Here is a 24,778-nt window from a genome sequence, read left to right on the forward strand (position 1 = left end):
GCCTCCCGGCACCGTGGGTCAGAGGCGGGATCGGTAGACCGCGCGCGCCTTCTCGATGAGGTCGAGATGGTCGCGGAGCTGTCCCTCGCCGTCCAGCCGGGCCTGTCCTCGCACCAGTTCCTCGAGCAGGTCCAGCCAGTGCAGGCACCAGCGGACGTCCTCGGCGTGGGCGACGTGCCGCCCGGCCACGTCGAGATAGATCGGGCTGGTGTGGGCGTAGACCTGCCGGTGCAGCGACCGGGGGTGCCTGCCGCCGGAGGCGACCGCGACGAGGTACGTCGGCTCCGTCACGGTGAACGCGGCGGTCAGCTCGCCGCCGCCTCCCTCGGCGAGCACGCCGTCGGCGGTGCGGATCTCAACCCGCTCGACCTCGGGCCCGATCGCCTTCGCCCGGACCGTCACCAGGTCGCCGGGCGACAGGTTCACGGTGTCGCCGATCTGGTGACCGTTCACGTCCAGCTCCAGCCACGGCCCGGTGGTGGCGAACGTACGGCCCCGCTGTATGGCCTCGACGTACCCCTCAGTGGTCAGGGGACCGTCGAGTCGGGCGTAGACACGCTCCCAACCGGGCGGGCTGGAGACGGTCTCCTGCCGGGTGAACGACAACATGCTGTCGGTCCCGGCGAGCGCCGTGAGCCGGTTGCCCGCGCCGATCAACCGCCGGTAGACCTGCGCGGTGCCGATGATGTCGGAGAAGTGCAGCAGCTCCATGCCGTCCACGAGGCCGAGCGCGGCGTCGACCACGACGGCCCTGGCCGAGCAGTTCCTGCGCCCCACACCGATGATCTCCTCAGGCGTGGAGATCGGAGCGTGGAAGGGGTGGGCGTAGGCGAGCACGGCCCCGGTCTCCCGCATCTCGCCGCAGGCGGTGGCGTTCGGCGGCCAGTCGGCCTCACCGCCGAAGCCGGTGTGAAAGCGGTCCGGCGGGGTCGTCACCCCGAACGCATGGATGTGCCCGAACAGGTCGTTGCGGTATTCCACGCCCATCCGGGCGATGTGCCCGGCGTCCGACCAGGGCAGGTCGCGTCCGGCCCAGTGCTGGAGGGCTTCTCTGTCATAGACGCGCTCGCCCGAAACGTTGCCCGCGACGAGGTTGAGCAGGTGCAGGTCCTCGCCGTGCTGCATCAAGGCCGCCGCGGCGGGCGGGGCGACGAGGTCACCGGCCCAGTTGAGATGGACGTGCAGGTCGGCGCCGTACCAGCCGCGCGCGGCGGCGTCGTAGATCCGCTCGGGGGTCAGCTCGACGAGCGTCTCCCGCCACGGCTCCGGCACGAGGGTCACCTCGGCGCAGTCGTACTCCATGCCGCGGGTGACCCGGACGGTGAGCGTTTCGGCGGGGACGTCGAGGACGACGTCGTCGCCGTGGAAGAACGGCATGCCGTGGTAGTCGTAGCGGTGCGGCGCGCCCTCGGGATACCACCCCTGGCCGCCCTCAGACGTCACGCTCCAGCGGCAGGGGAAGCCGGCCCGCAGGCGCAGCCGGGAGGGTACGGCGTGGCGCCGGAGCGGTGACAGGTCGACCGGCTCGCCGTCCACGGTCAGGACCGAGTCGCTGCGGATGTCCACGAGCAGGGCCCCCCGCGCCCTGATCTCGTACGGCCTGCCGTCCACCTCGACGGCGGTCGCGGCGTCGCGCGAGGAGTCGACGATGAGCGCGACCCTGAGCGGTTCGGCGGCCACCACCGCGCGTACGGCCCCTGGCTCGAGTCGGTGGCCGTGGGGCGCCAGCCGGAGAGCGACGAGCCCGTCCGGCAGGGTCTCGCCGAGCACGTCCCTGAAGGCCGCGTCGAGGTCGGCGCCGATGTCCATCCGGTCCGCCTCGTCCGGAAACCGAAGAAACGTCATCATCCGGACGTAGTCGAGCGGCGGCTCCCCCCAGGTGATGCCGTGCTCGGTGAGCAGGTTCCTGTACTCGTCCAGCGCGCGTGCCACCGGCGGCGGCAGCAACGGGTCGTGATGCATCGTGCCTCCCCGTAGTCGATAACGGGGCCATAGTCACACAACACGCTGTGTGGGAAGCCGCGTGTCGGCGGCGCTCCTCTCCTGGAGGTAGCGGTCTGTAACACCCGGGAGGAAATGACGCGTCCCGCTCGTCACAAATCCCCGACCGTGGCCGAAAATACGGCGAGGATCCGGTCCGCGGCCTGGCTGGGCGTGAGGCTCCCGTCGAGCACCTGCCGCTCGATCTCGGGGGCGATCGGCCCGGCCTTCTCGTGCAGCCGGGCGAGCAGCCGGTCGCGCACCAGCGCCCACGTCCACTCGACCTGCTGGCGGCGTCTCTTGCTCGCCAGGTCGATGCCCTCCTGGTGGCGTACGACGTGCTTCCACAGCTCGTCCAGCCCCGCGCCGGTCAGGCCGCTGCAGGTGAGCACCGGGGCCGTCTCCCCGGTCCGGAGGAACCTGAGCGCCCCGGCCAGCTCCCTCGCGGCCTGGCGGGCGGCCGTCTCGTGCTCGCCGTCGGCCTTGTTGACCGCGATCACGTCGGCCAGTTCCAGGACGCCCTTCTTGATGCCCTGGAGCTGGTCGCCCGTACGCGCGAGGGTGAGGAGGAGGAACGTGTCGACCATGTCGGCGACGGCGGTCTCGGACTGGCCGACGCCGACGGTCTCCACCAGGACGATGTCGTAGCCCGCGGCCTCGACGACGACCATCGCCTCCCGGGTGGCCGTGGCGACGCCGCCGAGCGTCCCCGCGGTCGGGGACGGCCGGATGAAGGCGTTCGGATCGGTGGCCAGCCGGGCCATCCGGGTCTTGTCGCCGAGGATGCTGCCCCCGGACCGCTTGGACGACGGGTCGACCGCGAGCACCGCCACCCGGTGCCCGCGCCCGGTGAGAAGGGTGCCGAGTGCCTCGATGAACGTGGACTTCCCGGCTCCGGGGACGCCGCTCACGCCCACCCGCCGGGCCTTCCCCGCGTGCGGGGTCAGCTCGGCGAGCAGGCGCTGCGCGAGCTCGCGGTGGTCGGCGCGGGTGGACTCCACCAGCGTGATGGCGCGGGCGATCCACCGCCGGTCCCCCGCCAGCACGCCGCTGACGTAGTCGTTGAGCTGGTTCTCCATGATCACGCGTGGGAGAGGGCGCGGAGGAGGTCCAGGGCGGCGTCGGCGATCACGGTGCCGGGCGGGAAGATCGCCGCCGCCCCGGCCTCGCGCAGCGCGTCGAAGTCGTCCGGGGGGATCACGCCGCCGACGACGATCATGATGTCGTCCGCGCCGAGGTCGGCCAGCGCCCGCTTCAGCGCCGGGACCAGCGTCAGGTGCCCGGCGGCGAGCGACGAGACGCCGACGATGTGCACGTCGGCCTCCACGGCCTGGCGCGCGACCTCCTCCGGCGTCTGGAACAGCGGGCCGACGTCCACGTCGAAGCCGAGGTCGGCGAAGCCGGTCGCGATCACCTTCTGGCCCCGGTCGTGCCCGTCCTGGCCCATCTTGGCGACCAGGATCCGCGGGCGGCGGCCCTCGGCCTTCTCGAACTCGGCGCAGGCCGCGCGGACGCCGTCCACTCCCTCGCCCACCTCTTCGCGGTACACCCCGGAGATCGTACGGATCTCCGCGGCGTGGCGTCCGAACACCTTCTCCAGCGCGTCGGAGATCTCTCCGACGGTCGCCTTGGCGCGCGCGGCGTCGACGGCCAGCTCCAGCAGGTTCCCGCCCTGCGCGGCGGCGCTGGTCAGCGCCTCCAGCGCGGCGTCCACATCGGCCTGCGAGCGCTCCGCGCGGAGCCTGCGCAGCTTCTCGAGCTGCTGCTCGCGCACGGCCGTGTTGTCGACCTTGAGGACCTCGATGGGCTCGTCGGCCTGCGGGCGGTACTTGTTGACCCCGATGACCGGCTGGTGGCCGGAGTCGATGCGGGCCTGCGTGCGGGCCGCGGCCTCCTCGATGCGGAGCTTGGGCAGGCCCTGGTCGATCGCCCGGGCCATGCCGCCGGCCCGCTCGACCTCCTGGATGTGGCCCCACGCCTTGGCGGCGAGATCGTTGGTGAGCCGCTCGACGTAGTACGAACCGCCCCACGGGTCGATCACCCGGCAGGTGCCGGACTCCTGCTGGAGCAGGAGCTGCGTGTTGCGGGCGATCCGCGCCGAGAAGTCCGTCGGCAGGGCGAGCGCCTCGTCCAGGGCGTTGGTGTGCAGCGACTGCGTGTGCCCCTGTGTCGCGGCCATCGCCTCGACGCAGGTCCGCACGACGTTGTTGAACACGTCCTGGGCGGTGAGGGACCACCCGGAGGTCTGGCTGTGCGTACGGAGGGACAGCGACTTGGGGTTCTTCGCGCCAAAGCCCCGGACCAGCTCGGCCCAGAGCAGCCGGGCCGCGCGGAGCTTGGCGACCTCCATGAAGAAGTTCATGCCGATGCACCAGAAGAACGACAGCCGCGGCGCGAAGGCGTCGATGTCCAGGCCCGCGGCCACCCCGGCGCGGAGGTACTCCACGCCGTCGGCGAGCGTGTAGGCCAGCTCCAGATCACAGGTCGCCCCGGCCTCCTGGATGTGGTAGCCGGAGATCGAGATGGAGTTGAACTTGGGCATCCGCTGCGACGTGTACGCGAAGATGTCGGAGATGATCCGCATCGACGGGCCCGGCGGATAGATGTACGTGTTGCGGACCATGAACTCCTTGAGGATGTCGTTCTGGATGGTCCCGGCGAGCTGCTCGGGCGCCACCCCCTGCTCCTCGGCGGCCACGATGTAGAGCGCGAGGATCGGCAGGACCGCGCCGTTCATGGTCATCGACACGCTCATCCGGTCGAGGGGGATCCCGTCGAAGAGCTGCCGCATGTCGTAGATCGAGTCGATCGCGACGCCGGCCATGCCGACGTCGCCGGCGACCCGGGGGTGGTCGGAGTCGTAGCCCCGGTGCGTGGCCAGGTCGAAGGCGACCGACAGGCCCTTCTGCCCGGCGGCGAGGTTGCGCCGGTAGAACGCGTTGGACTCCTCCGCCGTGGAGAACCCGGCGTACTGGCGGATCGTCCACGGCTGGTTGACGTACATCGTGGGGTACGGCCCGCGCACGTACGGCGGCATGCCGGGGTAGGTCCCCAGGAAGTCGATCCCCTTGAGATCCTCCGCCGTGTAGAACGGCCTGACCTCGATGCCCTCGGGCGTCTCCCACGCGACGCCGTCGACGTCCGACGCGGCGGCCGCCCCGGATCCCAGGTCGATTCCCGAGAAGTCAGGAATGTTCATCGGCTCACTCCCAGGTCGTCGAAGGTGGTGCGCAGCACGCCGAGCGCGTCGCATCCCGCGTACACACGGTCGTCCACTCCCTCATACTCGCCCTTGCCGGCCAGCCAGACGCGCCGCGCCCCCGCCTCCCGGAGCGCCGCGGCCACGGCCTCGGCGTGCTCGCCGTACAGCCGGTCGCTGGAGCACAGGCAGGCGACGGGCGTGCCCGCGTCGTGGAAGGCCGCGGCGATCGCCTCGGCGTCGGTGCCCGGCCCGCTGGTCACGGTCGCCACGCCACCCGCCGCGAAGAGGTTGGCCGCGAAAGAGGCGCGGGCCGTGTGCACGGCCACCGGCCCGATCGTGGCGAGGAACACGGTGGGCCGCTCATCCTGGGCGTCGGCCAGGTCGCGCAGCGCCTCGAACTCCTCGGCGTACCGGATCCGGGGCAAGCCCTCCTCCGAGATCGCGCCCGTCCCGGCGAGGCCGGGGCCCGGCTCGCGTTCGGGCAGCTTCTCCGTCAGGTTGGGGAACTCGCTGACGCCGGTGATCGGGTCGCGCCGGTGCGCGACGCCGTCGGCGCGCCGGGCACGGGTGGCCGCCAGCCGCTCGGGGACGAGCCGCTCCAGTGCGACGGCCATCCCGCCCGCGCGCTCGATCTCCTGGAACCACGCCCAGGCGCGCTCGGCCAGGTCGGCGGTGAGCCGCTCGACGTACCACGAGCCGCCGGCCGGGTCGAGGACGCGTGCCACGCCCGCCTCCTCCAGCAGCAGCGACTGGGTGTTGCGGGCGATGCGCCGGGCGAACGCGTCGGGCAGGCCGAGGACGGCGTCGAACGGCTGCACGGTCACCGCGTCCGCGCCGCCGGCCCCCGCGCCGAAACAGGCCAGCGTGGTGCGGAGCATGTTCACCCAGGGGTCCCTGGCGGTCATCATCGCCGACGAGGTGACGGCGTGCTGGAGCTGCCTCCCCAGAGCGCCCGGACCGCCGACGACCTCGGCCACGCGGGCCCACAGCCGGCGTGCCGCGCGGAGCTTGGCGATGGTGAGGAACTGGTCGGCGGTGGCCGCGTAGCGGAACTCGAGCTGCCCGAGCGCCTGTTCGACGGAGAGTCCCGCGTCGGTCATGGTCCGCAGGTAGGCGACGCCCGTGGCGATCGAGCACCCCAGCTCCTCGGCGTCGCCGCCACCCGCGTCGTGGTACAGCAGGGCGTCGACGACGAAGGTCCGCAGCGCGGGGAAATCGCGCACGCAGCGCAGGAGGAGCTCCTTGGCCCCGTCGCTCGCCCGTGGGAAGACATCCGTGGGCGAGGGCCGGCGTGCGGGATCGAACCCGGGGGACGTGCCCGCGCCGCGCGCGCGAGCGCCCAGCGGATCGATCCCGAGGTTGCCGCCCGGCGGGGTCACGCCGCGCTCGGCCAGCAGGTCGAGAAACGCCGTGGCCGCCTCCGCCGCCCGGTCGCCCGCGTCGAGGACCACCGGGGCGAGGTCGAGGTAAACGCCGTCGAGCACCCGCGGGAGCGCCTCGGGGCCGAGGGAGGTCAGGTCCAGCCAGATGGAGGTGACACCGTTCTCCAGGTCGGCCAGCACGGCCTCCCTGGTGACCGCCGGGTCGGGGTGCGCGTGGCGTTGCCGTACGTCCCACGGACCCGCGGGGCGCACGACGCGCGGCGCGTCGGGCAGGTCGGAGGCGTCGTGGAGGGGGGCGACCGTCACGCCGTCGTAGGTCGTGGAGGACAGCGCCTCCTCGGCGGCGGCGGGTGCGGCGTCGTCGGCGAGGACACCGGACTTCCGGAGGACTCCGAGCGCGAGCGTGCGCCACTTCTCCCGCGTGCCCGGCGGGAACCCTGCGGCGACTTCAAGAGGCGGCACCGTCATGCGAGGGATGCTAGGCGCACCGCTTCCAGAACAATTATCCGGGGTCCCGAAGTCCGGGAGCGGGAGTCACACATCACGGGCACCGGCGAGTGATCGGCGGGCGATCCGCCCGGTGGCGACCCCTGATCCGCGGGATGCCGGCGGGTGCCCCGCGTTTTCGGCCGGCCGCTCAGGTCGCGGGCGTGAAGGCGGCGTTCCAGGTGAGCTTCCCGACGATGCCGTCGGGGTCGAGGTTCCTGTCCTTCTGGAATCGGACGCAGACCGCCTTGGACTCGGGGCCGTACGCGCCGTCCACCTCGATCGCGTAGCCGAGCCGGGCGATCTGCCGCTGCCAGTCGCGGACGTCGTCGCCCCGCATGATCGGCGGATATTTCAGGAGACGTCCGGGCCACTTCAGGGCGGTCTCCGGGTCCGGCTCCTGGCCGCCACCGCCCGGGCGTGGCGCGCCCTTACTCACCCACGCGTAGAGGGCGGCGCCCGGGCAGTCGGTGGAGTAGCCGTCACGGTGCCCCTTGATCTCCTTGCCCGCGCCGCCCTGGGCACGGAGGTAGTCGACCGCGTCCAGGATCGCGTGCAGGAGGCCGTCGGGCGGCTCCACCAGCCCGGAGTCGCCGACCAGGCCGAGCACGGCGTAATGGCCGGAATTAAGGCCGGACCCGTTGGCCGCCGGAAGGTTGTGCGGGCCTCGCCCGACGAATACCTGCCTATGCGGACAGGCGATCATCGAATACCCGATATCGATCCAGCCGTTGCCGTCCATGTGGAAGCTCTGGATCGACTTCACGACCGCCGTGCAACGGGCGTGGTCGTCCACGATCGCCGGATCGACCCTGCCTCCGGTGTAGTGGACCTTGACACCCTTCGTGGAGGTCAGCCGCGAGTAGGAGCCCCTCGGGGCACGGGCACCCCACTCGGCGCGGGACACGAGGTCGATGGCCACGGACGTACTCCCGGATGGGCAAGGCGGACGGGGGACCGCCGGACGCCCCGGCAAAAGGTCCGGAGCCGGCGGTTCATTCACGCACTCGACCCGGGAATCCGGCAAAGCGACCCTAACCGCATTACCAACTAAATGGCATCCTTTTCACAATTTTTGCTGGTACTCCGGGCTGCGCGACGTCACCCCGGCAGAGGCAGCGCGCCCTTGCAGGGTCCTTGAAAAGCGCCACGCATGCCGCGGTCAAGGGACATGTAACCGGGCGGGCTTTCACTCGGTACACGAGCCCGGAAGGCAAGGGGTCACGCCGGGAAGCATCCGCTCTCAGGAGATCACCATGAAGCGCACCGCACTTGGTCTCGCCGCCGCCGCGATCACCGGCCTCGGCGTCCTGCCCGCCGTCGTCACCGCCGCGCCGGCGTCCGCCGCCGACTACGGTTCCGACACCTGCGCTCAGGGCTACGTCTGGCGCGAGGCCCGCCCCTCCGACCACGTCTGCGTCACCCCTGCCGTACGCGCGCAGACCGCTCAGGACAACGCCGTCAAGGCCTCCCGCTGGACCAACGGCGCGTACGGCCCGCACACCTGCGTGGCCGGCTACGTCTGGCGCGAGGCGTTCTCCGGCGACGACGTCTGCGTCACCCCCGCCGTACGCAACCAGGCGCGGGCCGACAACGCCGCCGCGGCCGGCCGCCTCGCCTCGTCGTCCAAGCTGCCCTCGCCGATCGTCGTCAACCGCAAGGTCACCTTCAGCGGAGGGGTCCCGGTGGGCGGGTGGACGTCGCTGACCCTGTACGACAACGGGACGTACCAGTGGTCCGGGCACATGCACGACTCGGGCGGCACCAGCTACAACTACACCGGCGTCTGCGTCGTCCGTATGTCGTCGGGCTCCGCCTTCGTGTTCGAGACCTTCGGACGACTCCATGGAACGTTCGACTCCGGCTCCCGTGACCACAACTGGAGCAAGTCAGGCTCCATCTCCTCCCTCCCCACGGCCTGGCGCGCGTCCTCGAGCTACCAGGTGAGCTGCAAGAACAGCGTCAAGCTCAACCTCGACGGCACGGTGAAGGCGGCGCTCGAGGCCGTCGGCTACGCCTCCGCGGTCGTCGCGATCATCGCCTGACAAGCCTCTCCCGGCCGCCGACATCGAGCGCGGTCTCCAGCTCGTGGTCGAACTGGAGACCGCGCACACCGCCGTACGGCCGCCCCCGGCGACCGCCGTCCACCAAGTCGATCATCCGCATATCAGGAAATTACCGAAATATGGGGCGCAATGTGCGCGGTGAAAACGGCGAAGATGTCAGCAGGTGCCGGATCCGCGGGGCGTGCCACCACGCAAGGTCGTCTCGCGAACGGACACCACGAGCCGAGGAGCGCCTATGACAGAGGAGACCGTCTCCAGCAAGGGATACGGCCCGGACCACGTGTCGGATTTCGGCTACGGCCTGCATCATGTCCAGCTCGCGATCGAGCGGGGTGGCGAGGACGCCTGCCGCGCCTTCTACGTGGGGATCCTCGGCATGATCGAGATCCCCAAGCCACCGGCGCTCGCCGCGCGCGGCGGCCTCTGGGTGCGGGCCGACACCCTGGAGATCCATCTGGGCGTCGAGGAGGGCTTCCGGCCAGCTCGCAAGGCCCATCCCGGCATCCACGTCGCCGATCTCGACGGCCTGGCCGCCCGCCTCACGAACCATGGCGTCGAGGTGGTCTGGGACGACGACTTCCCCGGCCACCGCCGTTTCTACACGCACGATCCGGTCGGCAACAGGCTGGAGTTCATCCAGCGGGACCCGGCCAGGAATGATCAACTGCCCTGGGAAACGACGATCACTGACTAGGGTAAAAGGTATGGCTGAGCTTTCGGTTGCGGATGGATCGTGGACGTTTGACGGTGAAACCCTCAGGATCGTTCCTGGCAGCGGTAAATCCGTCCACGAGCTACGTAAAGCGCTCGGCGAGCTGCTGGTTCCCCTTTCGGCCATCTCCGGGATGTCGTTCGAGCCCGCGCGAAAGGGCGGAAACCTCCAGCTGCGGCTACGGCCCGGAGCCGACCCGCTGACCGACGTCGTCGCCGGGCGGTTGTCGGGAGCCGCCGACCCGTACCGGCTGGCCATCCCGAAGGAACGCACCGGAGCCGCCGAGTACCTTGTCGACGAGGTGCGCACCCATCTGACCCTGGAGCGGGTGCCGAACGGCCCGAGTGAATCCTTCCTGCTGCCCGGTCCGGCCGTACCGGTGTCGGCGTCGGCGGGCGACGGCGCGGTGAGCTTCGACGGCGAGCGGGTTCACCTGGACTGGACCGTGTTCGCCACGTCGGCCAAGGAGTCGGCGGGTCCGCAGACGTTCTCCCTGGCGGACGTGGAGAGCGTGGAGTGGGCGCCGCAGTCCGGCGCGAGCTACGGCCGGCTGCGTTTCCGCCTCAGAGGCGGCGGCCCCGCGAAGTCGCCGGAGGATGACCTCTGCTGCCTGTCCTGGGGCGTGCAGCGATACGGCGGCTTGACCGCTCTGGTCGCCGCCGCCGTACTGGCTCGGCTGCCCCGCCGTGCCGATCAGCAGGCCGATGAGCGGGCCGCGCTGCCGCATCGTCCCGAGGCACCGCCAACCGGATCGGATGATCGGGAAGCGCTGCTGGCCCGCCTGGCCGAGCTGGAGAGCCAGGACGCCCTGATACGCCGCCTGGGCGAACTCGGCGAGTTGCACCGCTCCGGCGTGCTCACCGACGAGGAGTTCGGTACGGCCAAGCAGGTGCTGTTGCGAGGGCTCCGCCGACCCTGACGACCCCGACAACCCATTTCCGTGTTAATCCGTCGACATGACCACACCGGGCGTGGATCATGGCAGGCATGTCCATCGTGAAGGAGGTCGACTTCTCCTCCAGCCCCGAGCCCCGCGAGCCGCTTCCGATGAACGTCTGGCTCGACGACGGCGACAGCCCGGCCGACGTGATCGACGCGCTGGCCCTCTCACCGTTCGCCACGGGAACGCAACCGTGGTCCCGCAGCACCACCGTCGACCGGGTCAAGCTGGACGCCGCGACGGTCCCCTCGGGCGGGCGGGTGCTCCGAGTCGCCCAGCACAGCGACGGTCACGAGTCCCGCCTGATCTCCGGCGAGGGGTGGACCCTGCGGGTGGTCCGCTACAGCAGCAGATCCGCCACCTTCACCGTGACCGCGACCAGCGAGGAGCTGGCCCGTTCGGTGCTCGACGAGGCGACCCGCAATGCCGAGGATGTGGTCGGCAAGGACGAGGAGCACGTCGCGATGGGCTTCGTGTGGCTGTCCGACCACGGCAAACGCCGCTCGGCGAAGCCGATCACGACCTCCCCTTGGGACGGGATCAGGCCCAACTACCCGCGTGCCGCCAAAGAGCGGATCGACCAGCTCATGAAGATCACGCCGCAGGACGTGAACGGCCGGCTGCTCCTGCTGCACGGCCCGCCGGGAACGGGCAAGACGACCCTGCTGCGCACGCTCGCCCGCGAATGGGCGGACTGGTGCCAGGTCGACTGCGTGCTCGATCCGGAGCGGCTGTTCAACAACCCCGGATACCTCATGGACGTGGCGGTCGGCTGCGACTGCCCCGACCACGACGAGGAGCACCGCTGGCGGATGCTCGTCCTGGAGGACTGCGACGAGCTGATCCGCGCCGAGGCCAAGCAGTCCACGGGTCAGGGTCTGTCCCGGCTGCTCAACCTGACCGACGGCCTGCTCGGCCAGGGCCGGGACGTCCTCGTGGCGATCACCACGAACGAGGATCTGAACCAGCTCCACCCCGCCGTCGTACGGCCGGGCCGGTGTCTGTCGCAGATCGAGATCGGGCGGCTGGCTCCGGACGAGGCCGCGGCGTGGCTCAACGCGTCGTCCGGCGCGCGGGACGGATCCGGCACGGCGTCCGGTGGCACTGCGTCAGGCGGCGTGGCGGGCATCGGACCCGAGGGAGCCACCCTCGCGGAGCTGTTCGCGCTCCGGGAGGGACGCGGGCTCGCGGCGCCGGAGAGCACCGCCTCCACCGGCCTCTACCTCTGAGGCCGGTGCGGGCCCGGCACACCTCGACGATCCGCGGGTCCAGCGGGGTGTGCGCCGCCCGTCACGTCCAGAAGACGGCGACTCCGGTGGCGGCGATGGCCGAAGCGCCGACGCCGTAGAACATCCATGTCGGCCTGATCCGCGTGCCCGCGACCGCAAGCAGCAGGATGGTCAGGTCGAGGCCCGCCTTGACGGCCATCTTGCCGTCGGCGACGGACATGTCGAGCGCGGTACGGATCCATATAAGCAGGGCACCCGTGACGAACTGGGCGACGGCGGCGATGATGACCGGACGCCCGATCAGCGTGATTCCGAGTTGCATCTGGCGGAGGAACCCGCCGACCAGGGCGGCGAACCCGCTGAGATGGAGGAAGACCAGGACGAGGCGCAATGTTTCCATGCAACACCCCCGGCTGACGACCTCACCCCAGGTGTCCGCATGTGCGGTGCCATACGCGTCCGCCTGCGAGAGGCCCTCGACGTACAGTGATGACGGTACTACGCTCCACTTTCGCGATCACAGCCGCTCGGGGACGCCGGCCGCCACGCCGCGCGACACGGTCAATGTTTCGGATAGGTAAACCAATACGTAAACCATCCGATGTGCCGCTTACGGTCGCAAACCACAATCACGAAGGTGGTCACCCCGTCGTCGGCACGACTGAGCAGCGTCGTACTCCACCGGTGGTCCTTCGAGGGCCAGGAGAGCGGCGTGGCCGCCTACCTCGATCCGTTCGGCGCCGCTTCCGGCCCACGGCCCGCCGGCGAGGGTGGCGAGGGCGACGGCAGGAGCTGGCCGTACGTCCGCTGGACCTCGGACGAACGGGAGATCGGCTTCCCGGCGACCGAGCTGGTGCCGTCCTGGACCGCGAACACGCCTCCCGGATCCTGGTTGCAGGTCGACGTGCAGGCGCGCACCGCGGGCGGCTCCCTCACCAAGTGGTACTGCATGGGCCGCTGGGCCGAGGGCGACACCGACGTCCACCGCACGTCCCTCCCCGGGCAGGGCGACCAGGACGGCGACGTCGCCGTGGACACCTTCGTCGCCACCCGGCCGATCACCGCGTACCGGATCCGCGTCACCCTGTACGGCGAGGGCGCCCGGGTACGCTCCGTCAACGTGATGGCGTCGTCCGTACCCCCCGGAGGACCGGCGAGCGCGGTCAGCGCAGGGGCGCAGGTCCCCGCACCGGCAGACCCGAGCACACGGAGCACGGCGATCGCCCAGAGCAGGCAGGACGCCCGGCTGACCGGGATCGCGCGGATCGCGAAGACGTCGAGATCGGCGCGGGCGCCGCGGGCCGGCACCGCGGGCGTCGAGCTGAACGTGCCGTGCCGGTCGCAGATGGTGCACACGGGACACCACCCGGAGTGGGACGGCGGCGGCGATGCCTGGTGCAGCCCGGCTTCGTTCACGATGGTGCTGAGCTACTGGGGGCGCGGCCCGGCTCCGGAGGACCTGGACTGGGTCTCCCCCGACGATCCCTGCCCCGGCGTGGACCACGCCGCGCGTCACATGTACGACCACAGCTATCAGGGCACGGGGAACTGGCCCTTCGGGGTGGCCTACGCGGGCCGCTATGGGCTCGACGGCTTCGTGACGCGGCTACGCTCTCTGTCTGAGCTGGAGCTTTTCGTCTGCGCGGGCATCCCTGTGATCACGTCGCAGTCGTTCAAGGAGCACGAGCTGCCCGGTGCGGGGTACTCGACGAGCGGCCACATCATGGTCGTCACCGGGATGACCCCGGCGGGCGACGTGATCGCCAACGATCCGGCCGCCCCCTCGGACGAGGCGGTGCGCCGGGTCTATCCGCGCGAGGCGTTCGAGAACGTCTGGCTGCGCGGCTCCAGCAGCGGGGGGATCGTCCATGTGGTCCACCCGCCGGACGTCCCACTCCCTCTCTCCGAAGGAAACTGGTGAGCCGAACCGAACCGGTGAGCATCAGCGCCGTCGACGTGGCGCGGGTGGACGATCGCCCACTATGGGTGGAAATTTCCGGCAATGAGGTGTGGTGGGATGAGCCCCGTCCGCACGAGGGTGGGCGCCGCTGCGTCGTACGGCGCCGCGCCGACGGGGTCGTCGAGGACGTGCTCCCCCAGGGCTGGAACGCCCGCAACCGGGTGATCGAGTACGGCGGGCGGTCGTGGCGCTCCCATCGTGGCTCGCTGGTGTTCACCAACTGGGCCGACCAGCGGCTCTACGTCTGCCCTCCCGGCGGTGAGCCGGTCGCGCTCACCCCGGAGGGCCCGGCACGCTACGGCGACCTCGTGATCCACGACGACGAGGTGTGGTGCGTGCGGGAGATCGGCCGCGAGCGGACCATCGTGGCGGTGCCGCTCGACGGCGGCCCGCTCCGTGTCATCGTCAAAGCCCACCATTTCCTGATGCATCCGCGTATTTCGCCGGACGGGCGGCATATCGCGTGGATCGGCTGGAACCACCCCGACATGCCGTGGGACGCCACCGAACTGTGCGTGGCCCCGATCGAGTCCGCACCGATCGAGACAGCGCCAATCGAGACAGCACCGATCGAGACAGCGCCCGGCGGCACTGCTCCCGACCGCACTGCTCCCGAGGACGCCTCAGCCGCGGGACGCCCATACACCGTCGTCGCGGGCGGCGCCGTCGCGCAGGCCGAGTGGCGGGACGCCCGGAGCCTGTACGCGGTGACCGACCCGACGGGCTGGTGGAACATCCACATCGTCCCGCTCGACCTTCCGGCCGAGGAGACGGACGACGCGTCCGCCCCTGTCGCGGCCCGCAATCTCACGCCGCTGCCCATGGAGTTCGGCGACGCCGTGTGGAAGCTCGGCCAGACGTTCTTCGCCGTGTCCGGCGGCACGATCGTCACGATGTACGGCACGGCCGACCGGCGGCGGCTGGGCGTGCTGGACGAGAGCGGCGCACCTCCGAGGGAGATCGGCGGCGACGCCACCTACTGGTCTCCCACCCTGGCCACGGACGGCACCCACGTCGTCGGCGTGGCGGCCTCGCACTACCGGCCCTACGAGGTGGTGCGGATCGAACTCGCGACCGGGGAGCGGGAGACCCTGTCCCCGGCGAAGGCGCTGCCCCCGGCCGAGCTGCTGCCCACGCCGGAGTCGGTGACGATCGACGGCGTCCACGCCCACCTCTACCCGCCGCTCCGCTCGGCCCTGGCCGAAGGGCCTCCGCCGTACGTCGTGTTCGTCCACGGAGGGCCGACCAGCGCCGCCGCGCCGATCCTCGACCTGGAGGTGGCCTACTTCACCAGCCGCGGCATCGGCGTGGCCGAGGTGAACTACGGCGGCTCCACCGGGTACGGCCGGGCCTACCGGGAACGGCTGCGGCACAACTGGGGGGTCGTCGACGTCCAGGACTGCGAGACCGTGGCCCGCCACCTGCTCGCCGACGGCCGGGCCGCCAAGGTCGCCATCAGAGGCGGCAGCGCGGGCGGCTGGACGTCCCTCGCGGCCCTGGTGCACAGCGACGTGTTCTGCGGCGCTGTCTCCCACTACGGGATCGGGGATCCGGAGAGCTGGGCGGCGGAGACGCACGACTTCGAGTCGCGGTATCTCGACGGGCTGATCGGCCCGCTTCCCGAGACGCGGCAGCGCTACATCGACCGGTCGCCGGCGCTGCACGCCGCGCGGGCGTCCGGACCGGCGCTGCTCATGCACGGCCTGGAGGACGCCATCGTCGATCCCGCCCAGGCCGAACGCTTCGCCGCCGAGCTGGACCGGCACGGCGGACGCTGGGCGTACCTCGCCTTCCCCGGGGAACAACACGGGTGGCGACGCGAGGAGACGATCGTCGCGGTGCTGGAAGCCGAACTCGCCTTCTACGGCCTGATCTTCGACTTCCCGACGCCTGAGGTCCCGCCGCTCGCGCTGAGGGGCCCGTCCGTGACGTTCACTCCAGGAGAAACCGCATGACCGAGGTCGCCGACATCTGCTCCAACCTCATCAGGATCGACACCACCAACCCGGGCTCGGGCGAGCGGAAGGCCGCCGAGTACGTCGCGGGCCTGCTGGACGAGGTCGGCATCGAGCCGACGGTGGTGGAGTCCGCACCGCAGCGCACCAACGTGCTGGCCCGCATCCCCGGCGACGGCACTGATCCGGACGCCCTGCTGATCCACGGCCATCTCGACGTCGTCCCGGCCGACCCGTCGGAGTGGCGGCTGCACCCGTTCTCGGGCGAGGTGGAGGACGGGTGCGTCCACGGCCGCGGCGCGGTCGACATGAAGGGCACCCTGTCCATGACCCTCACCGCGGTGCGCGAGTGGGCCCGCCGCGGGGTGCGGCCCCGGCGCGACATCGTGCTCGCGTTCGTCGCCGACGAGGAGGCCACCGGCGAGTACGGCGCGGGCTACGTCGTGGACAGGCACCGGGACTGGTTCGCCGACTGCACCGAGGCGATCAGCGAGTCCGGCGGCTTCAGCTGGCACCAGGGCGACACCCGGATCTATCCCGTGGCCGTCGGCGAGCGCGGCACCGCGTGGATGCGGCTCACGGCCAAGGGCGTCGCCGGGCACGGCTCCAAGCCCGCCGTCGACAACCCCGTCGTGGAGCTGTCCCGGGCGCTCGTCCGGCTCGCCGACCACAAGTGGCCGATACGGCTCACGCCGGCGGTGGCAGAGCTGATCGACGGCCTCTCGCGGGCTCTGGGCACGACGATCGACATCGACCGGCTGGACGAGGAGATCGCGCGGATCCCCCAGGCGGCGACCCTGTTCAAGGGCGTGCTGCGCAACTCGGCCAACCCGACCATGCTGGAGGCCGGTTACAAGGTCAACGTCATCCCGGGCGCGGCGCACGCGTACGTGGACGGGCGGTTCCTCCCCGGATATCGCGACGAGTTCCTGGAGACGGTCGACCGGCTGCTCGGCCCAAAGGTCACGCGGGAGTTCGTCAGCCTCGGTGAGGCGGTCTCCGCCCCCGCCGACGGCCTGTTCGACGACCTGCGCGCGGCGCTCCTCGCCGAGGACCCCACCGGACACCCGGTGCCGTACGTGATGACCGGCGGCACCGACGCGAAGTCGTTCGCCGAGATCGGAATCAAGGGGTACGGCTTCGCGCCGCTTCTCCTGCCCGCCGATCTCAACTACTTCGGCATGTTCCACGGCGTGGACGAGCGGGTTCCGGTGGACGGCCTGGAGTTCGGCGTCCGCGTCCTGGACCGGCTGCTGCTGGCGGAGAGCCCCGCGACCGGGGAGCACTGAGCGGGTACGAACCTCCGCGGAGGTGACGCCCATGCGGCAAGGGCTCCGCATCGCGGTGACCGGCCACCGTGACCTGACCCCGGCGACGCTGGACCTGGTGGCCGCGGCGATCCACGAGGAGATCCGCGGCCACGCCGGCGGACGGATCAACTCCTACCCTCCCCTGGAGGAGCACGTCCGCACCCGCTGGCTGGACGCCTTCACCCGGCGCCAGCCGGCCGAGCACACCGACATCCTGGTGAGCTACGCGCCCGAGGACCGCATGTGGGCCGACTGGATCGGCGCGGTGCTGCGGCGGGCCGGCTGCCGAGTCTCCCCGCAGGCCATCGGCACGCCGCAGAGCCTGGACGGCGGCGAGGGCCGGGGCCAAGCGCTGGTGATCCTGTCCACCGCGTACGTGCGCTCCCCGCAGGGCCGGGAGACATGGGAACGGCTGTCCGCGCCGGATCTCGCGGGCAATGGCCGCCCCCTCGTCTCGGCCAGGATCGCCGACCTGCGGCTGCCTTCTCCCTTCTCCGACCGCCCCCCGGTCGATCTCGTCAGGCACAGCGCCGAACAGGCGACCGACGCGGTGCTGCGCGCGGTCGGCCTGGATCGGTAAAGTTTCCCCATTTTTCGGGAAATCAGCTATCTCAGCTTGGGGTCGAGTGCGTCGCGTACGACATCACCGAGCATCAGGAAGCTCAGCACGGTGGCGGTGAGGAACAGCGCCGGGAAGACGAGCAGGTGCGGATACTCCGCGAAGAACGTCTGCGCGACGTTGAGCTGAAGGCCCCACGACACGTCGGGGTACTGCAGCCCGACGCCGAGGTAGTCGAGCGTGGCCTCACCGGCGATCACGTTGCCGACGTTGAGCATGGCGACGACGAAGACCGGCGCGATCGCGTTCGGCAGGATGTGCCGGAACATGATCCGCCGGTCGCCCGCGCCGAGCATGCGGGCGGCGGCCACGAAGTCCATGTCCTTCACGGCGATCACCTGACCGCGCATCAGCCGGGTCATCGTCGTCCATCCGAGCAGGACGAGGACCAGCGTCATGGCCCACATCCCGTGGCCGGGGAAGGCCACCAGGACGACGGTCGCGCCGAGGACGAACGGGATGCCGAAGAAAACGTCCGTGATCCGGGAGATCAGCGCGTCGAGCACGCCCCCGTAGTAGCCGCCGAACAGCCCGAGGGCGACGGCGATCAGCAATGCGAACACGGTGACCGCGACGCCGATCATGATCGACGCCCGGGTGCCGTGCACGATCTGGGACCAGTAGTCGCAGCCCTGGATGTCGTAACCGAAGACCGCCCCGTCGCCGGGTCCATGCTTGGACATCCGGAGATCGCAGCTCTCGTTCGGACCCATCCCGGCGAACACGTCGGGGAACGCCGCCATCGCGCCGGCCACCACGAGGATGACCGCGGACATCCAGAACACGAACCGCCCGCGCAGTTCCATCCAGGCGTCGCGCCACAGCGAGCCGCCGGCCTTGTCGGCCTCGCCCGGGTCCTCGCCCGGATCCTCGGCAGCGGTGTCGTACGCCGTCTTCGGCGCGGACTTCTGCGCGGTCTTCTGGGCGGCCTTCGGCATGGTCTCGGACGCGGTTTCGAACGCGGTCTCCGGCATGGTCTCTGAGGCGGTTTCGGGCGCGCGCTCGGACGCGGTCCGGTCGGTGGCTTCGGGCGGGAACTCAGGCACGGCGGATCCTCGGGTCGAGCACGCCGTACAGGAGGTCCACGACCAGGTTGGCGACGATGAAGATCATGACGAGCAGGGTGACGACGCCGACGACGACGGGACCCTCCTGGAGCTGGATGGACTGGAACACCTGCTGGCCGATGCCGGGCAGGTTGAAGATGCCCTCGGTGACCACCGCGCCGGCCATCAGGTTGCCGAAGTCGATGCCGAGATACGTCACGACCGGGATCAGCGAGTTGCGCAGGGCGTGCAGCCCGACGATGCGGCGGCGTCCCAGCCCCTTCGCCGTCGCCGTACGGACGTAGTCGGCGCGGAGGTTCTCCACGAGCGAGGTCCGGGTGAGGCGGGCGACGTAGGCGAGGCCGAACGACCCGAGGACCATGCCGGGCAGCAGGTAGCTGACCGGCCATCCCTCGTCCGTGCCCGCCGTCGGGAACAGCCCCAGGTTGAGGCCGAACAGGATCTGCGCGGTGTACCCGACCACGAAGACCGGGACCGCGATGACGAACGTCGTGCCGGCGAGGACGGCCGTGTCCGCGGCTCCGCCGCGCCGGAGGCCCGCCAGGACCCCCAGGCCGATCCCCACGACAAGTTCGAAGATCCAGGCGGTGACCGCGAGCTGCGCGGTCACCGCCCACCGGTCCTGGAGCAGCTCGCTCACTGGCTGCCCGGTGAAGGTCTCACCGAGATCCCCCCGGAACACCCCGAGCATGTAGTACCCGTACTGGACGAGCAGCGGGTCGTTCAGGTGGTAGCGCTCGCGCAGGACGTCGAGTACCTGCTCGGGGACCGGCTTGTCGCCGGCCAGCGCGAGTATCGGGTCTCCCGGCAGCGCGAACACCATCGTGTAGATCAGGAAGGTGGTCACCACGAACACCGGTACGGCCTGGATCAGGCGCTGGACGGCGTATCTCACTTCTGCTTGACCGTGATCGTGTCGAGGTTGTCGCTGTACGGCGTGATCTGGACGTTATCGATCCTGGTGGAGTGGCCCGACTGGTCCTGCCAGTTCCACAGCGGGATCAACGGCATCTCGGCGAGCGCGAGGTCCTCGGCCTTCTGGTAGAGCGGGAGGCTGGCCTCGACGCTCGGCGCCTCGTTCGCCTGCTTGATGAGGTCGTTGAACTCCTTGTTCTCCCAGCCCATCTTGTTGTTGTTGCCCCACATGAACTCGAGGTAGTTCTGCGGGCTCGGGTAGTCCATGACCCAGTTCTGCCGGTAAGGCCCGTCTTCCTTGTGCTCCCGCAGGGTCGTCAGGTAGTCGGATGCCGGGATCTTGCGGAACTTGATGTCCTGGATGCCGAGGTTCTGCTTGAGCTGGTTGGCGACCGCGGTCATCCACTGCTCGTAGCTGGGGTCGGCGTTGGAGAAGTACAGGTTGAGCGTGCCGCTGAACCCGCCGGCCTGGTCGAAGAGCTGCTTGGCCTTCGCCGGGTCGTACGTGCAGGTCTCGCCGCAGGCGTCCTCCCGGTAGCCGGGCACGAGCGGGGCGACCAGCGACGCCATCGGCTTGAACGCGCCGTTGTAGACGGCGTCGACGATCGCCTGCCGGTCGATGGCCATCGAGATCGCCTTGTGCAGGTCGGCGTTGGCGAACCGCTTGTCGAACATCGGGAAGCCGAGATAGTCCATCGTGCCGCCGGCCATCGCCACGAAACGGTCGCCGAACAGCTTCTTCGCCTCCGACGAGCTCGCCGGCGGGATCGTCGTCAGCAGGTCGACCTTGTCGGCCCGCAGATCCGTGTACGCCGTGTCCCTGCTGGCGTAGATCTTGAACTCGACGCCGTCCGACTGGGCCTTGCGGTCACCCGCGTACTCGGGCGACTTCTTGACCGCGATCTTCTGGTTGTGCTGCCAGGCCCCGTCGAGCATGAACGGGCCGTTGCCGATCGGCGCCTGGTCGTACGCCTTGAGGTCCTTGAACGCGGCCTTCGGCATCGGCGCGAACGCGATGTACGCCAGCGTGATCGGGAACTGGCTGAACGGACCGGTGAGCGCGACCTTGAGGGTGTTGGGGTCGACGACATTCAGGCCGGACATCTTGTCCGTGCTGGGCGTGCCGCTCTCGGGGTTCAGCGCGTCGTAGCCCTCGATGTTCTCGAAGTAGTAGTTGTTGGTCCAGCCGTTCGGGCCGTACGCGGTGGCGTTCCACGCGTCCGCGAAACTCTCCGCGGTGACCGGCTCGCCGTTGCTGAACTTCTGGCCCGGCTTGATCTTGATGGTCCAGACCTTCTGGTCCGTACTGGTCACCGACTCGGCGGCGCGCATCTGCGGCTTGCCGTCGGCGTCGATATACACCGGGGTGTCGAAAACGGTGTCGAGCACCTTGATCGAATAGCTGCTCGACGTGTTGCCCGGCGTCAGGTGGTCCGGCTCGGTGAGCGCGACCGAGAACGTGCTCGGTCCCTGCCCGCCCCCGTCGCCCTGCTTGTCCTGCCCTCCGCCTGAGCCGCCGCATCCGCTGACCCCGCCGAGGATGACCGCCGCCACCGCGAGGGCGGCGGTTCGTCTTCTGCTGAGCGTCACTGATCCTCCGCCTCTTCTGTTGCGGTGAGGGTAAAGAGCGGTTCAAGCGGCTACATCGGATGGTTTACGTATTCCTTGCCAAAATGATCTGGGGCAGGCTTACCCTGGAGGACCTCATGGATCAGATCAGCCTGAGCGCGCGCCACCTCCACGCGGTCGCCGAACTGGGCTTTCGAGTGGCCCGGGACGGGGCGCACGGCGCGATGACGGCGCTGCGCCAGGTGATCCCGGTGGAGGCCTACGAGTTCGTCGCGTTCGATCCGGCGACCGGGCGCCACCGGTCCCTGGTGTCCGCCGGGTACGCCCGCGTCGACGCCGACGCCGCGGAGGAGTACACCAGCCTCGCTCCCTATCGCCGGGCGATGTCGCTGAAGGAGCCCCTGGCCATGGGTTCCCCCGGCACCGAACGCTACTTCCGCCGCCACCTGGAGCCGTACGGCTGGCGCGCGGGAATCACCACGCCGCTGTTCCTCTCCGACCCGCCGCCCGGGGGCCGGTACACCGGGCTGCTGCATCTCCACTCGCGGGACGACTTCCCGCCGGAGACCAGTGCAGTGATCTCCGCGGTGTCCCCCGCGCTGGCGCACGTCACCGACCTCACCCGCTGTGTCATCGACCCTCTCGGGCTGCCGCCCGGCTTCCACGCGCTCGCGTTCGAGCGCGGCGGGCGGTGCCGTACGGTGGCGGGCTGGCCCCCTTCCGACGCGCTGGCCGCCGAGCCGGCCATGGCGGGACTCGCCCGCGAGTTCATCGACTCGCGGGAGCTCTCCCGCCGCGGGATGTGGCTGGACGGAGCGGGCCAGTGGCGCGAGGTGCGCATCCACCGCGCCGGTGTCGGCTTCCAGGGCTCCATCCAGGGAGCGGTCATCGCCGAGCGCCCCTGTGCCCTGCCGTACGAGCTGACGGCGCGGGAACTCGAAGTGCTCACCCGGGTCGCGCGCGGCGACTCCAACCCCCAGATCGCCGCCGCCTTGGTCCTCAGCGTCCGTACGGTCACCACTCATCTGGAGCACGTCTTCGCCAAGCTCGGATGCGACAGCCGTACGCGCCTGACCACCAAGGCCCTCGCCGAAGGTCTCTGCTGCCTGGACCTCCCCTGACCGCACGCGTGTGCGCGACACGAGGCGACACAAGGCGACACGAGGCGACACGAGGCGGTCCGGGAAAGCGCGAAAAACTATCGCATACTCCCTAGATCCCTCCGACATCGATTCTGAGATCCTGTTGTGGTGGAGATCAGAACGGACGATGGTGAACATTTGGGGCTGCTGTTCCCGGACGGCGGAAACGAGCGCGCACTTCCGTCCGGCCTTCCACCGGGGTCCCTGGTATGGCCGGATCCTGAGTACGACAAGCTCCGGACGCACCGCCGCCCCTCATTCTGGCTCAGCGACTCCCCCGTCCCCGCTTCGCTCTGGACGAGTCTCCGGGCGGAGCATCCCCGATCCGGGTTGTGGCCCGTACTCCTGGAGGATTCCGTACAACCCTGGTCGGCGGGGCAGATCGCGCCGGAGCCGGCGTCTGAGATCGACAATTACCAGGCGAGCGCTTTCATGGCGGAGGTATGGCAGGACCTGCTCGCCGGTGGTGTGGCGGACCTCGCGCCCTACGGCCAGGACTGTCCAGGCCTCGCGGAACCCGGCCAGTTGGTCGCCGACCCCGACGTGGTGGCCGACTGGTACGCCCGGATAGTGGCCGGACGTCGCACACCCCTCGGGCTGGCGGCGGTCGACCGGGGAGCCGACGCATTGGCCGTGATGGGCTGGCAGGGCGCGGTGCACCACAACGAGTGGACCGTCCCCCTCGCTGCCGTCGTACGCAGTTGGGAAGAGCGTTTCGGTGTACGCGTGATCGGCATGGGATTCAACACCCTCGATCTCAGCGTCGCCGCGCCCCCTGCCACCTTCGAGCACGCTCTGCACGTCGCCGCCGAGCACTGGACTTTCTGCCCGGACAGCATTTTGCAAGGACCGGGTACGCTCGCGGATTACTCCGAGCAGATCCGCGGCAAGAACGCCTGGTCGTTCTGGTGGGATTGATTGTCGGCGAGATGCCGAGAATCGATTTCTGAATATGAAACATTCTCTGGAGTGCAGCAGGGATCAAGTATGTGCCACGCGGGCGGATCAGGGAGTGTTTTGAATCCACGAGATACGGCCTGGCTGGACAGAGTTGTTCGGGTCATTGGATTCTTTCGCGGGATTTCTTCTCAGTGAACAAGAACAGATCTGGCTACAAAGAGAGGCCATTCGACCCCGAAAGCGGCGAGCACCGCATCCACATACCGCACCAATGATCGAATCAACATCGACGCCCGAGCTGGCACCCTGCGACCCCTCAGGTTCAATCAGCCGTAAACGTGAACGTAAACCAGGGTCACTCTCACTGCCGGTCGGCACCTGATCCGCGGTTTCGCCGCACATGACTGCCGCTGCGCTCACCACCGCTCCGCTCACCACCGCACATCCCCGACTCGCCGCACCTACTCCGACAGGCCCGCCAGACGAAACACTAAAGGGACATCTCCCCTAATTTCATTACAAGAGAAAGGGGCAAATCGGTTGAAAGAATCGGTTGCGAATACGTGTTCGAGTGTGGCATTATTCAGATGCGCGTTCGAATAGTCGGGGAGGGGGCGGGCGTGGCGGAGTTCTTCGGGTCGTTGGAGTTCTTTTCGCGAGACGAGCGTCCTTCTCCGCCTGGGCCGTGTGATTCCGAGTGGTGGGATCAGATCACCTCGCGGGCGAAGTCCTGGAGGTCGGATAGCAGTTCAGCCCTTGCCCCCGGTAAGGACGTCCCCCTCTCCACTCAAGCCGCCCATAAGGAGCAAAACGCCACCAATCGGGGCGGTTTCTCCGAATCTCCTCTCAAAACCTTCCGTCGTGGCGATGCTTCCCCTGAGGCCGATGCCTCCAAGCTCGGCAACGCCTCCGGAAGGGGCACTGCCCGAGGACATACCAATGCTTGCGGTTGTCGGGAAGCTCCTTGTCGATCCGGCACTTTCGACCGTGACGCCGCTCAGGGCTTTGGCGGCACTCGCGGCCAGGAGAGTGCGTCCCACTGTGGAGACGCTCGTGGTCATGAAAGGTCCGACAACGGCGAGACCTTCGATGACGGCGAGGCTCCGGCGGAGGAGCAGGCCGCTCCCGGTGGTGGCATGTCGTCGGGTCGGGCGTCGTGGCCGTTGGTGGCCTCGGTCCGGGAGACGGCCTCCGCGCTTGCGCTCGCGGTGGTGCCTGACTCGCCGGGGGTGTGTCTGGCCGAGGCGGAAGACCTGCTGTTCGCGCGGGATCGGCTCATCTCGGCGATCGCGGCGCGGGTGGAGCGGGTGCATGCCGCCGGTGAGGCCAAGGCGTGCGGGCATG

Annotated in this window: 21 protein-coding genes; 11 read left to right on the plus strand and 10 right to left on the minus strand. The window is 69.8% G+C overall.

Annotated features, from left to right (window positions below):
• Nucleotides 1–18 precede the first annotated feature (18 nt).
• From QSK17_RS26240 to QSK17_RS26260, 5 genes are all read right to left on the minus strand, one after another.
• The gene (locus QSK17_RS26240) at nucleotides 19–1,962 is read right to left on the minus strand and encodes a CehA/McbA family metallohydrolase (RefSeq protein WP_285707973.1); all 1,944 of its coding nucleotides are present in this window, start codon (nucleotides 1,960–1,962) and stop codon (nucleotides 19–21) included.
• A gap of 131 nt (nucleotides 1,963–2,093) precedes the next feature.
• Nucleotides 2,094–3,059: a methylmalonyl Co-A mutase-associated GTPase MeaB gene (gene meaB, locus QSK17_RS26245; RefSeq protein WP_285708003.1), complete on the minus strand. Its 966-nt coding sequence runs from the start codon at nucleotides 3,057–3,059 to the stop codon at nucleotides 2,094–2,096.
• 2 nt (nucleotides 3,060–3,061) lie between these two features.
• Nucleotides 3,062–5,179, minus strand: coding sequence for a methylmalonyl-CoA mutase (gene scpA / locus QSK17_RS26250; RefSeq protein WP_285707974.1), 2,118 nt, complete (start codon nucleotides 5,177–5,179; stop codon nucleotides 3,062–3,064).
• Nucleotides 5,176–7,032 carry a methylmalonyl-CoA mutase family protein gene (locus tag QSK17_RS26255; protein ID WP_285707976.1) on the minus strand — a complete coding sequence of 619 codons (1,857 nt, stop codon included), beginning with the start codon at nucleotides 7,030–7,032 and terminating at the stop codon, nucleotides 5,176–5,178. The genes scpA and QSK17_RS26255 overlap by 4 nt, the downstream gene beginning before the upstream one ends.
• Before the next feature lie 169 nt (nucleotides 7,033–7,201).
• Complete coding sequence (locus QSK17_RS26260) at nucleotides 7,202–7,972, minus strand: peptidoglycan recognition protein family protein (RefSeq protein WP_285707977.1); 771 nt, start codon at nucleotides 7,970–7,972, stop codon at nucleotides 7,202–7,204.
• A 334-nt stretch (nucleotides 7,973–8,306) separates the two neighbouring features.
• On the opposite strand from QSK17_RS26260, the gene QSK17_RS26265 reads away from it, so the two are divergent.
• Nucleotides 8,307–9,095 carry a hypothetical protein gene (locus tag QSK17_RS26265; RefSeq protein WP_285707978.1) on the plus strand — a complete coding sequence of 263 codons (789 nt, stop codon included), beginning with the start codon at nucleotides 8,307–8,309 and terminating at the stop codon, nucleotides 9,093–9,095.
• On the opposite strand, the gene QSK17_RS26270 is transcribed toward QSK17_RS26265, so the two are convergent.
• Nucleotides 9,085–9,216 carry a hypothetical protein gene (locus QSK17_RS26270; protein WP_285707979.1) on the minus strand — a complete coding sequence of 44 codons (132 nt, stop codon included), beginning with the start codon at nucleotides 9,214–9,216 and terminating at the stop codon, nucleotides 9,085–9,087. The two genes, QSK17_RS26265 and QSK17_RS26270, sit on opposite strands and share 11 nt — an antisense overlap.
• Nucleotides 9,217–9,351: 135 nt before the next feature.
• Between QSK17_RS26270 and QSK17_RS26275 the strand changes: the two genes are divergently transcribed.
• From QSK17_RS26275 to QSK17_RS26285, 3 genes are all read left to right on the plus strand, one after another.
• Nucleotides 9,352–9,810, plus strand: coding sequence for a VOC family protein (locus QSK17_RS26275; protein WP_285707980.1), 459 nt, complete (start codon nucleotides 9,352–9,354; stop codon nucleotides 9,808–9,810).
• A gap of 10 nt (nucleotides 9,811–9,820) precedes the next feature.
• Nucleotides 9,821–10,747: a DUF4429 domain-containing protein gene (locus QSK17_RS26280; protein WP_285707981.1), complete on the plus strand. Its 927-nt coding sequence runs from the start codon at nucleotides 9,821–9,823 to the stop codon at nucleotides 10,745–10,747.
• 68 nt (nucleotides 10,748–10,815) lie between these two features.
• A complete protein-coding gene (locus tag QSK17_RS26285; RefSeq protein WP_285707982.1) occupies nucleotides 10,816–11,997 on the plus strand; it encodes a DUF5925 domain-containing protein in 1,182 nt (393 codons plus the stop codon).
• Between the two features lie 61 nt (nucleotides 11,998–12,058).
• Here the strand turns inward: QSK17_RS26285 and QSK17_RS26290 are convergent, their stop codons facing one another.
• Nucleotides 12,059–12,397 (minus strand): hypothetical protein, encoded by a 339-nt coding sequence (locus QSK17_RS26290; protein ID WP_285707984.1) that lies wholly within the window; start codon nucleotides 12,395–12,397, stop codon nucleotides 12,059–12,061.
• 237 nt (nucleotides 12,398–12,634) lie between these two features.
• Between QSK17_RS26290 and QSK17_RS26295 the strand changes: the two genes are divergently transcribed.
• Genes QSK17_RS26295 through QSK17_RS26310 form a run of 4 tightly spaced genes read left to right on the plus strand, consistent with a single transcriptional unit; the run spans nucleotide 12,635 to nucleotide 17,802 of the window.
• Nucleotides 12,635–13,918 carry a C39 family peptidase gene (locus tag QSK17_RS26295; protein ID WP_285707985.1) on the plus strand — a complete coding sequence of 428 codons (1,284 nt, stop codon included), beginning with the start codon at nucleotides 12,635–12,637 and terminating at the stop codon, nucleotides 13,916–13,918.
• On the plus strand, nucleotides 13,915–15,912 hold the full coding sequence (locus QSK17_RS26300) for a dipeptidyl-peptidase 5 (protein ID WP_285707986.1): 1,998 nt from the start codon (nucleotides 13,915–13,917) through the stop codon (nucleotides 15,910–15,912). The genes QSK17_RS26295 and QSK17_RS26300 overlap by 4 nt, the downstream gene beginning before the upstream one ends.
• A complete protein-coding gene (locus QSK17_RS26305) occupies nucleotides 15,909–17,201 on the plus strand; it encodes a M20/M25/M40 family metallo-hydrolase (protein WP_285707987.1) in 1,293 nt (430 codons plus the stop codon). The genes QSK17_RS26300 and QSK17_RS26305 overlap by 4 nt, the downstream gene beginning before the upstream one ends.
• A gap of 31 nt (nucleotides 17,202–17,232) precedes the next feature.
• Entirely contained in the window at nucleotides 17,233–17,802 is a 570-nt protein-coding gene (locus QSK17_RS26310; protein WP_285707988.1) for a toll/interleukin-1 receptor domain-containing protein, read from the plus strand.
• Nucleotides 17,803–17,828: 26 nt separating this feature from the next.
• Here the strand turns inward: QSK17_RS26310 and QSK17_RS26315 are convergent, their stop codons facing one another.
• Genes QSK17_RS26315 through QSK17_RS26325 form a run of 3 tightly spaced genes read right to left on the minus strand, consistent with a single transcriptional unit; the run spans nucleotide 17,829 to nucleotide 21,413 of the window.
• Complete coding sequence (locus QSK17_RS26315; RefSeq protein ID WP_285707990.1) at nucleotides 17,829–18,887, minus strand: ABC transporter permease; 1,059 nt, start codon at nucleotides 18,885–18,887, stop codon at nucleotides 17,829–17,831.
• Nucleotides 18,880–19,803 (minus strand): ABC transporter permease, encoded by a 924-nt coding sequence (locus QSK17_RS26320; protein ID WP_285707992.1) that lies wholly within the window; start codon nucleotides 19,801–19,803, stop codon nucleotides 18,880–18,882. The genes QSK17_RS26315 and QSK17_RS26320 overlap by 8 nt, the downstream gene beginning before the upstream one ends.
• Complete coding sequence (locus QSK17_RS26325) at nucleotides 19,800–21,413, minus strand: peptide ABC transporter substrate-binding protein (RefSeq protein WP_285707993.1); 1,614 nt, start codon at nucleotides 21,411–21,413, stop codon at nucleotides 19,800–19,802. The genes QSK17_RS26320 and QSK17_RS26325 overlap by 4 nt, the downstream gene beginning before the upstream one ends.
• Before the next feature lie 116 nt (nucleotides 21,414–21,529).
• Between QSK17_RS26325 and QSK17_RS26330 the strand changes: the two genes are divergently transcribed.
• The 3 genes from QSK17_RS26330 to QSK17_RS26340 all read left to right on the plus strand — a co-directional run.
• A complete protein-coding gene (locus QSK17_RS26330) occupies nucleotides 21,530–22,513 on the plus strand; it encodes a helix-turn-helix transcriptional regulator (RefSeq protein ID WP_285707994.1) in 984 nt (327 codons plus the stop codon).
• 453 nt (nucleotides 22,514–22,966) lie between these two features.
• On the plus strand, nucleotides 22,967–23,452 hold the full coding sequence (locus QSK17_RS26335; protein WP_285707995.1) for a DUF4253 domain-containing protein: 486 nt from the start codon (nucleotides 22,967–22,969) through the stop codon (nucleotides 23,450–23,452).
• 1,118 nt (nucleotides 23,453–24,570) lie between these two features.
• Nucleotides 24,571–24,778: hypothetical protein (locus QSK17_RS26340; RefSeq protein WP_285707996.1), on the plus strand; the 208-nt coding region annotated here is incomplete at its 3' end.

Source organism: Microtetraspora sp. NBRC 16547 (genome assembly GCF_030268965.1).
Lineage (GTDB): Bacteria > Actinomycetota > Actinomycetes > Streptosporangiales > Streptosporangiaceae > Microtetraspora.

What these genes read in the sequence shown, in the direction of transcription:
- QSK17_RS26240 (WP_285707973.1), bottom strand. Translation starts at nt 1,962, where the DNA reads ATGCATCACGACCCGTTGCTGCCGCCGCCGGTGGCACGCGCGCTGGAC.
- meaB (WP_285708003.1), bottom strand. Translation starts at nt 3,059, where the DNA reads ATGGAGAACCAGCTCAACGACTACGTCAGCGGCGTGCTGGCGGGGGAC.
- scpA (WP_285707974.1), bottom strand. Translation starts at nt 5,179, where the DNA reads ATGAACATTCCTGACTTCTCGGGAATCGACCTGGGATCCGGGGCGGCC.
- QSK17_RS26255 (WP_285707976.1), bottom strand. Translation starts at nt 7,032, where the DNA reads ATGACGGTGCCGCCTCTTGAAGTCGCCGCAGGGTTCCCGCCGGGCACG.
- QSK17_RS26265 (WP_285707978.1), top strand. Translation starts at nt 8,307, where the DNA reads ATGAAGCGCACCGCACTTGGTCTCGCCGCCGCCGCGATCACCGGCCTC.
- QSK17_RS26270 (WP_285707979.1), bottom strand. Translation starts at nt 9,216, where the DNA reads ATGCGGATGATCGACTTGGTGGACGGCGGTCGCCGGGGGCGGCCGTAC.
- QSK17_RS26275 (WP_285707980.1), top strand. Translation starts at nt 9,352, where the DNA reads ATGACAGAGGAGACCGTCTCCAGCAAGGGATACGGCCCGGACCACGTG.
- QSK17_RS26280 (WP_285707981.1), top strand. Translation starts at nt 9,821, where the DNA reads ATGGCTGAGCTTTCGGTTGCGGATGGATCGTGGACGTTTGACGGTGAA.
- QSK17_RS26285 (WP_285707982.1), top strand. Translation starts at nt 10,816, where the DNA reads ATGTCCATCGTGAAGGAGGTCGACTTCTCCTCCAGCCCCGAGCCCCGC.
- QSK17_RS26290 (WP_285707984.1), bottom strand. Translation starts at nt 12,397, where the DNA reads ATGGAAACATTGCGCCTCGTCCTGGTCTTCCTCCATCTCAGCGGGTTC.
- QSK17_RS26305 (WP_285707987.1), top strand. Translation starts at nt 15,909, where the DNA reads ATGACCGAGGTCGCCGACATCTGCTCCAACCTCATCAGGATCGACACC.
- QSK17_RS26310 (WP_285707988.1), top strand. Translation starts at nt 17,233, where the DNA reads ATGCGGCAAGGGCTCCGCATCGCGGTGACCGGCCACCGTGACCTGACC.
- QSK17_RS26330 (WP_285707994.1), top strand. Translation starts at nt 21,530, where the DNA reads ATGGATCAGATCAGCCTGAGCGCGCGCCACCTCCACGCGGTCGCCGAA.
- QSK17_RS26335 (WP_285707995.1), top strand. Translation starts at nt 22,967, where the DNA reads ATGGCGGAGGTATGGCAGGACCTGCTCGCCGGTGGTGTGGCGGACCTC.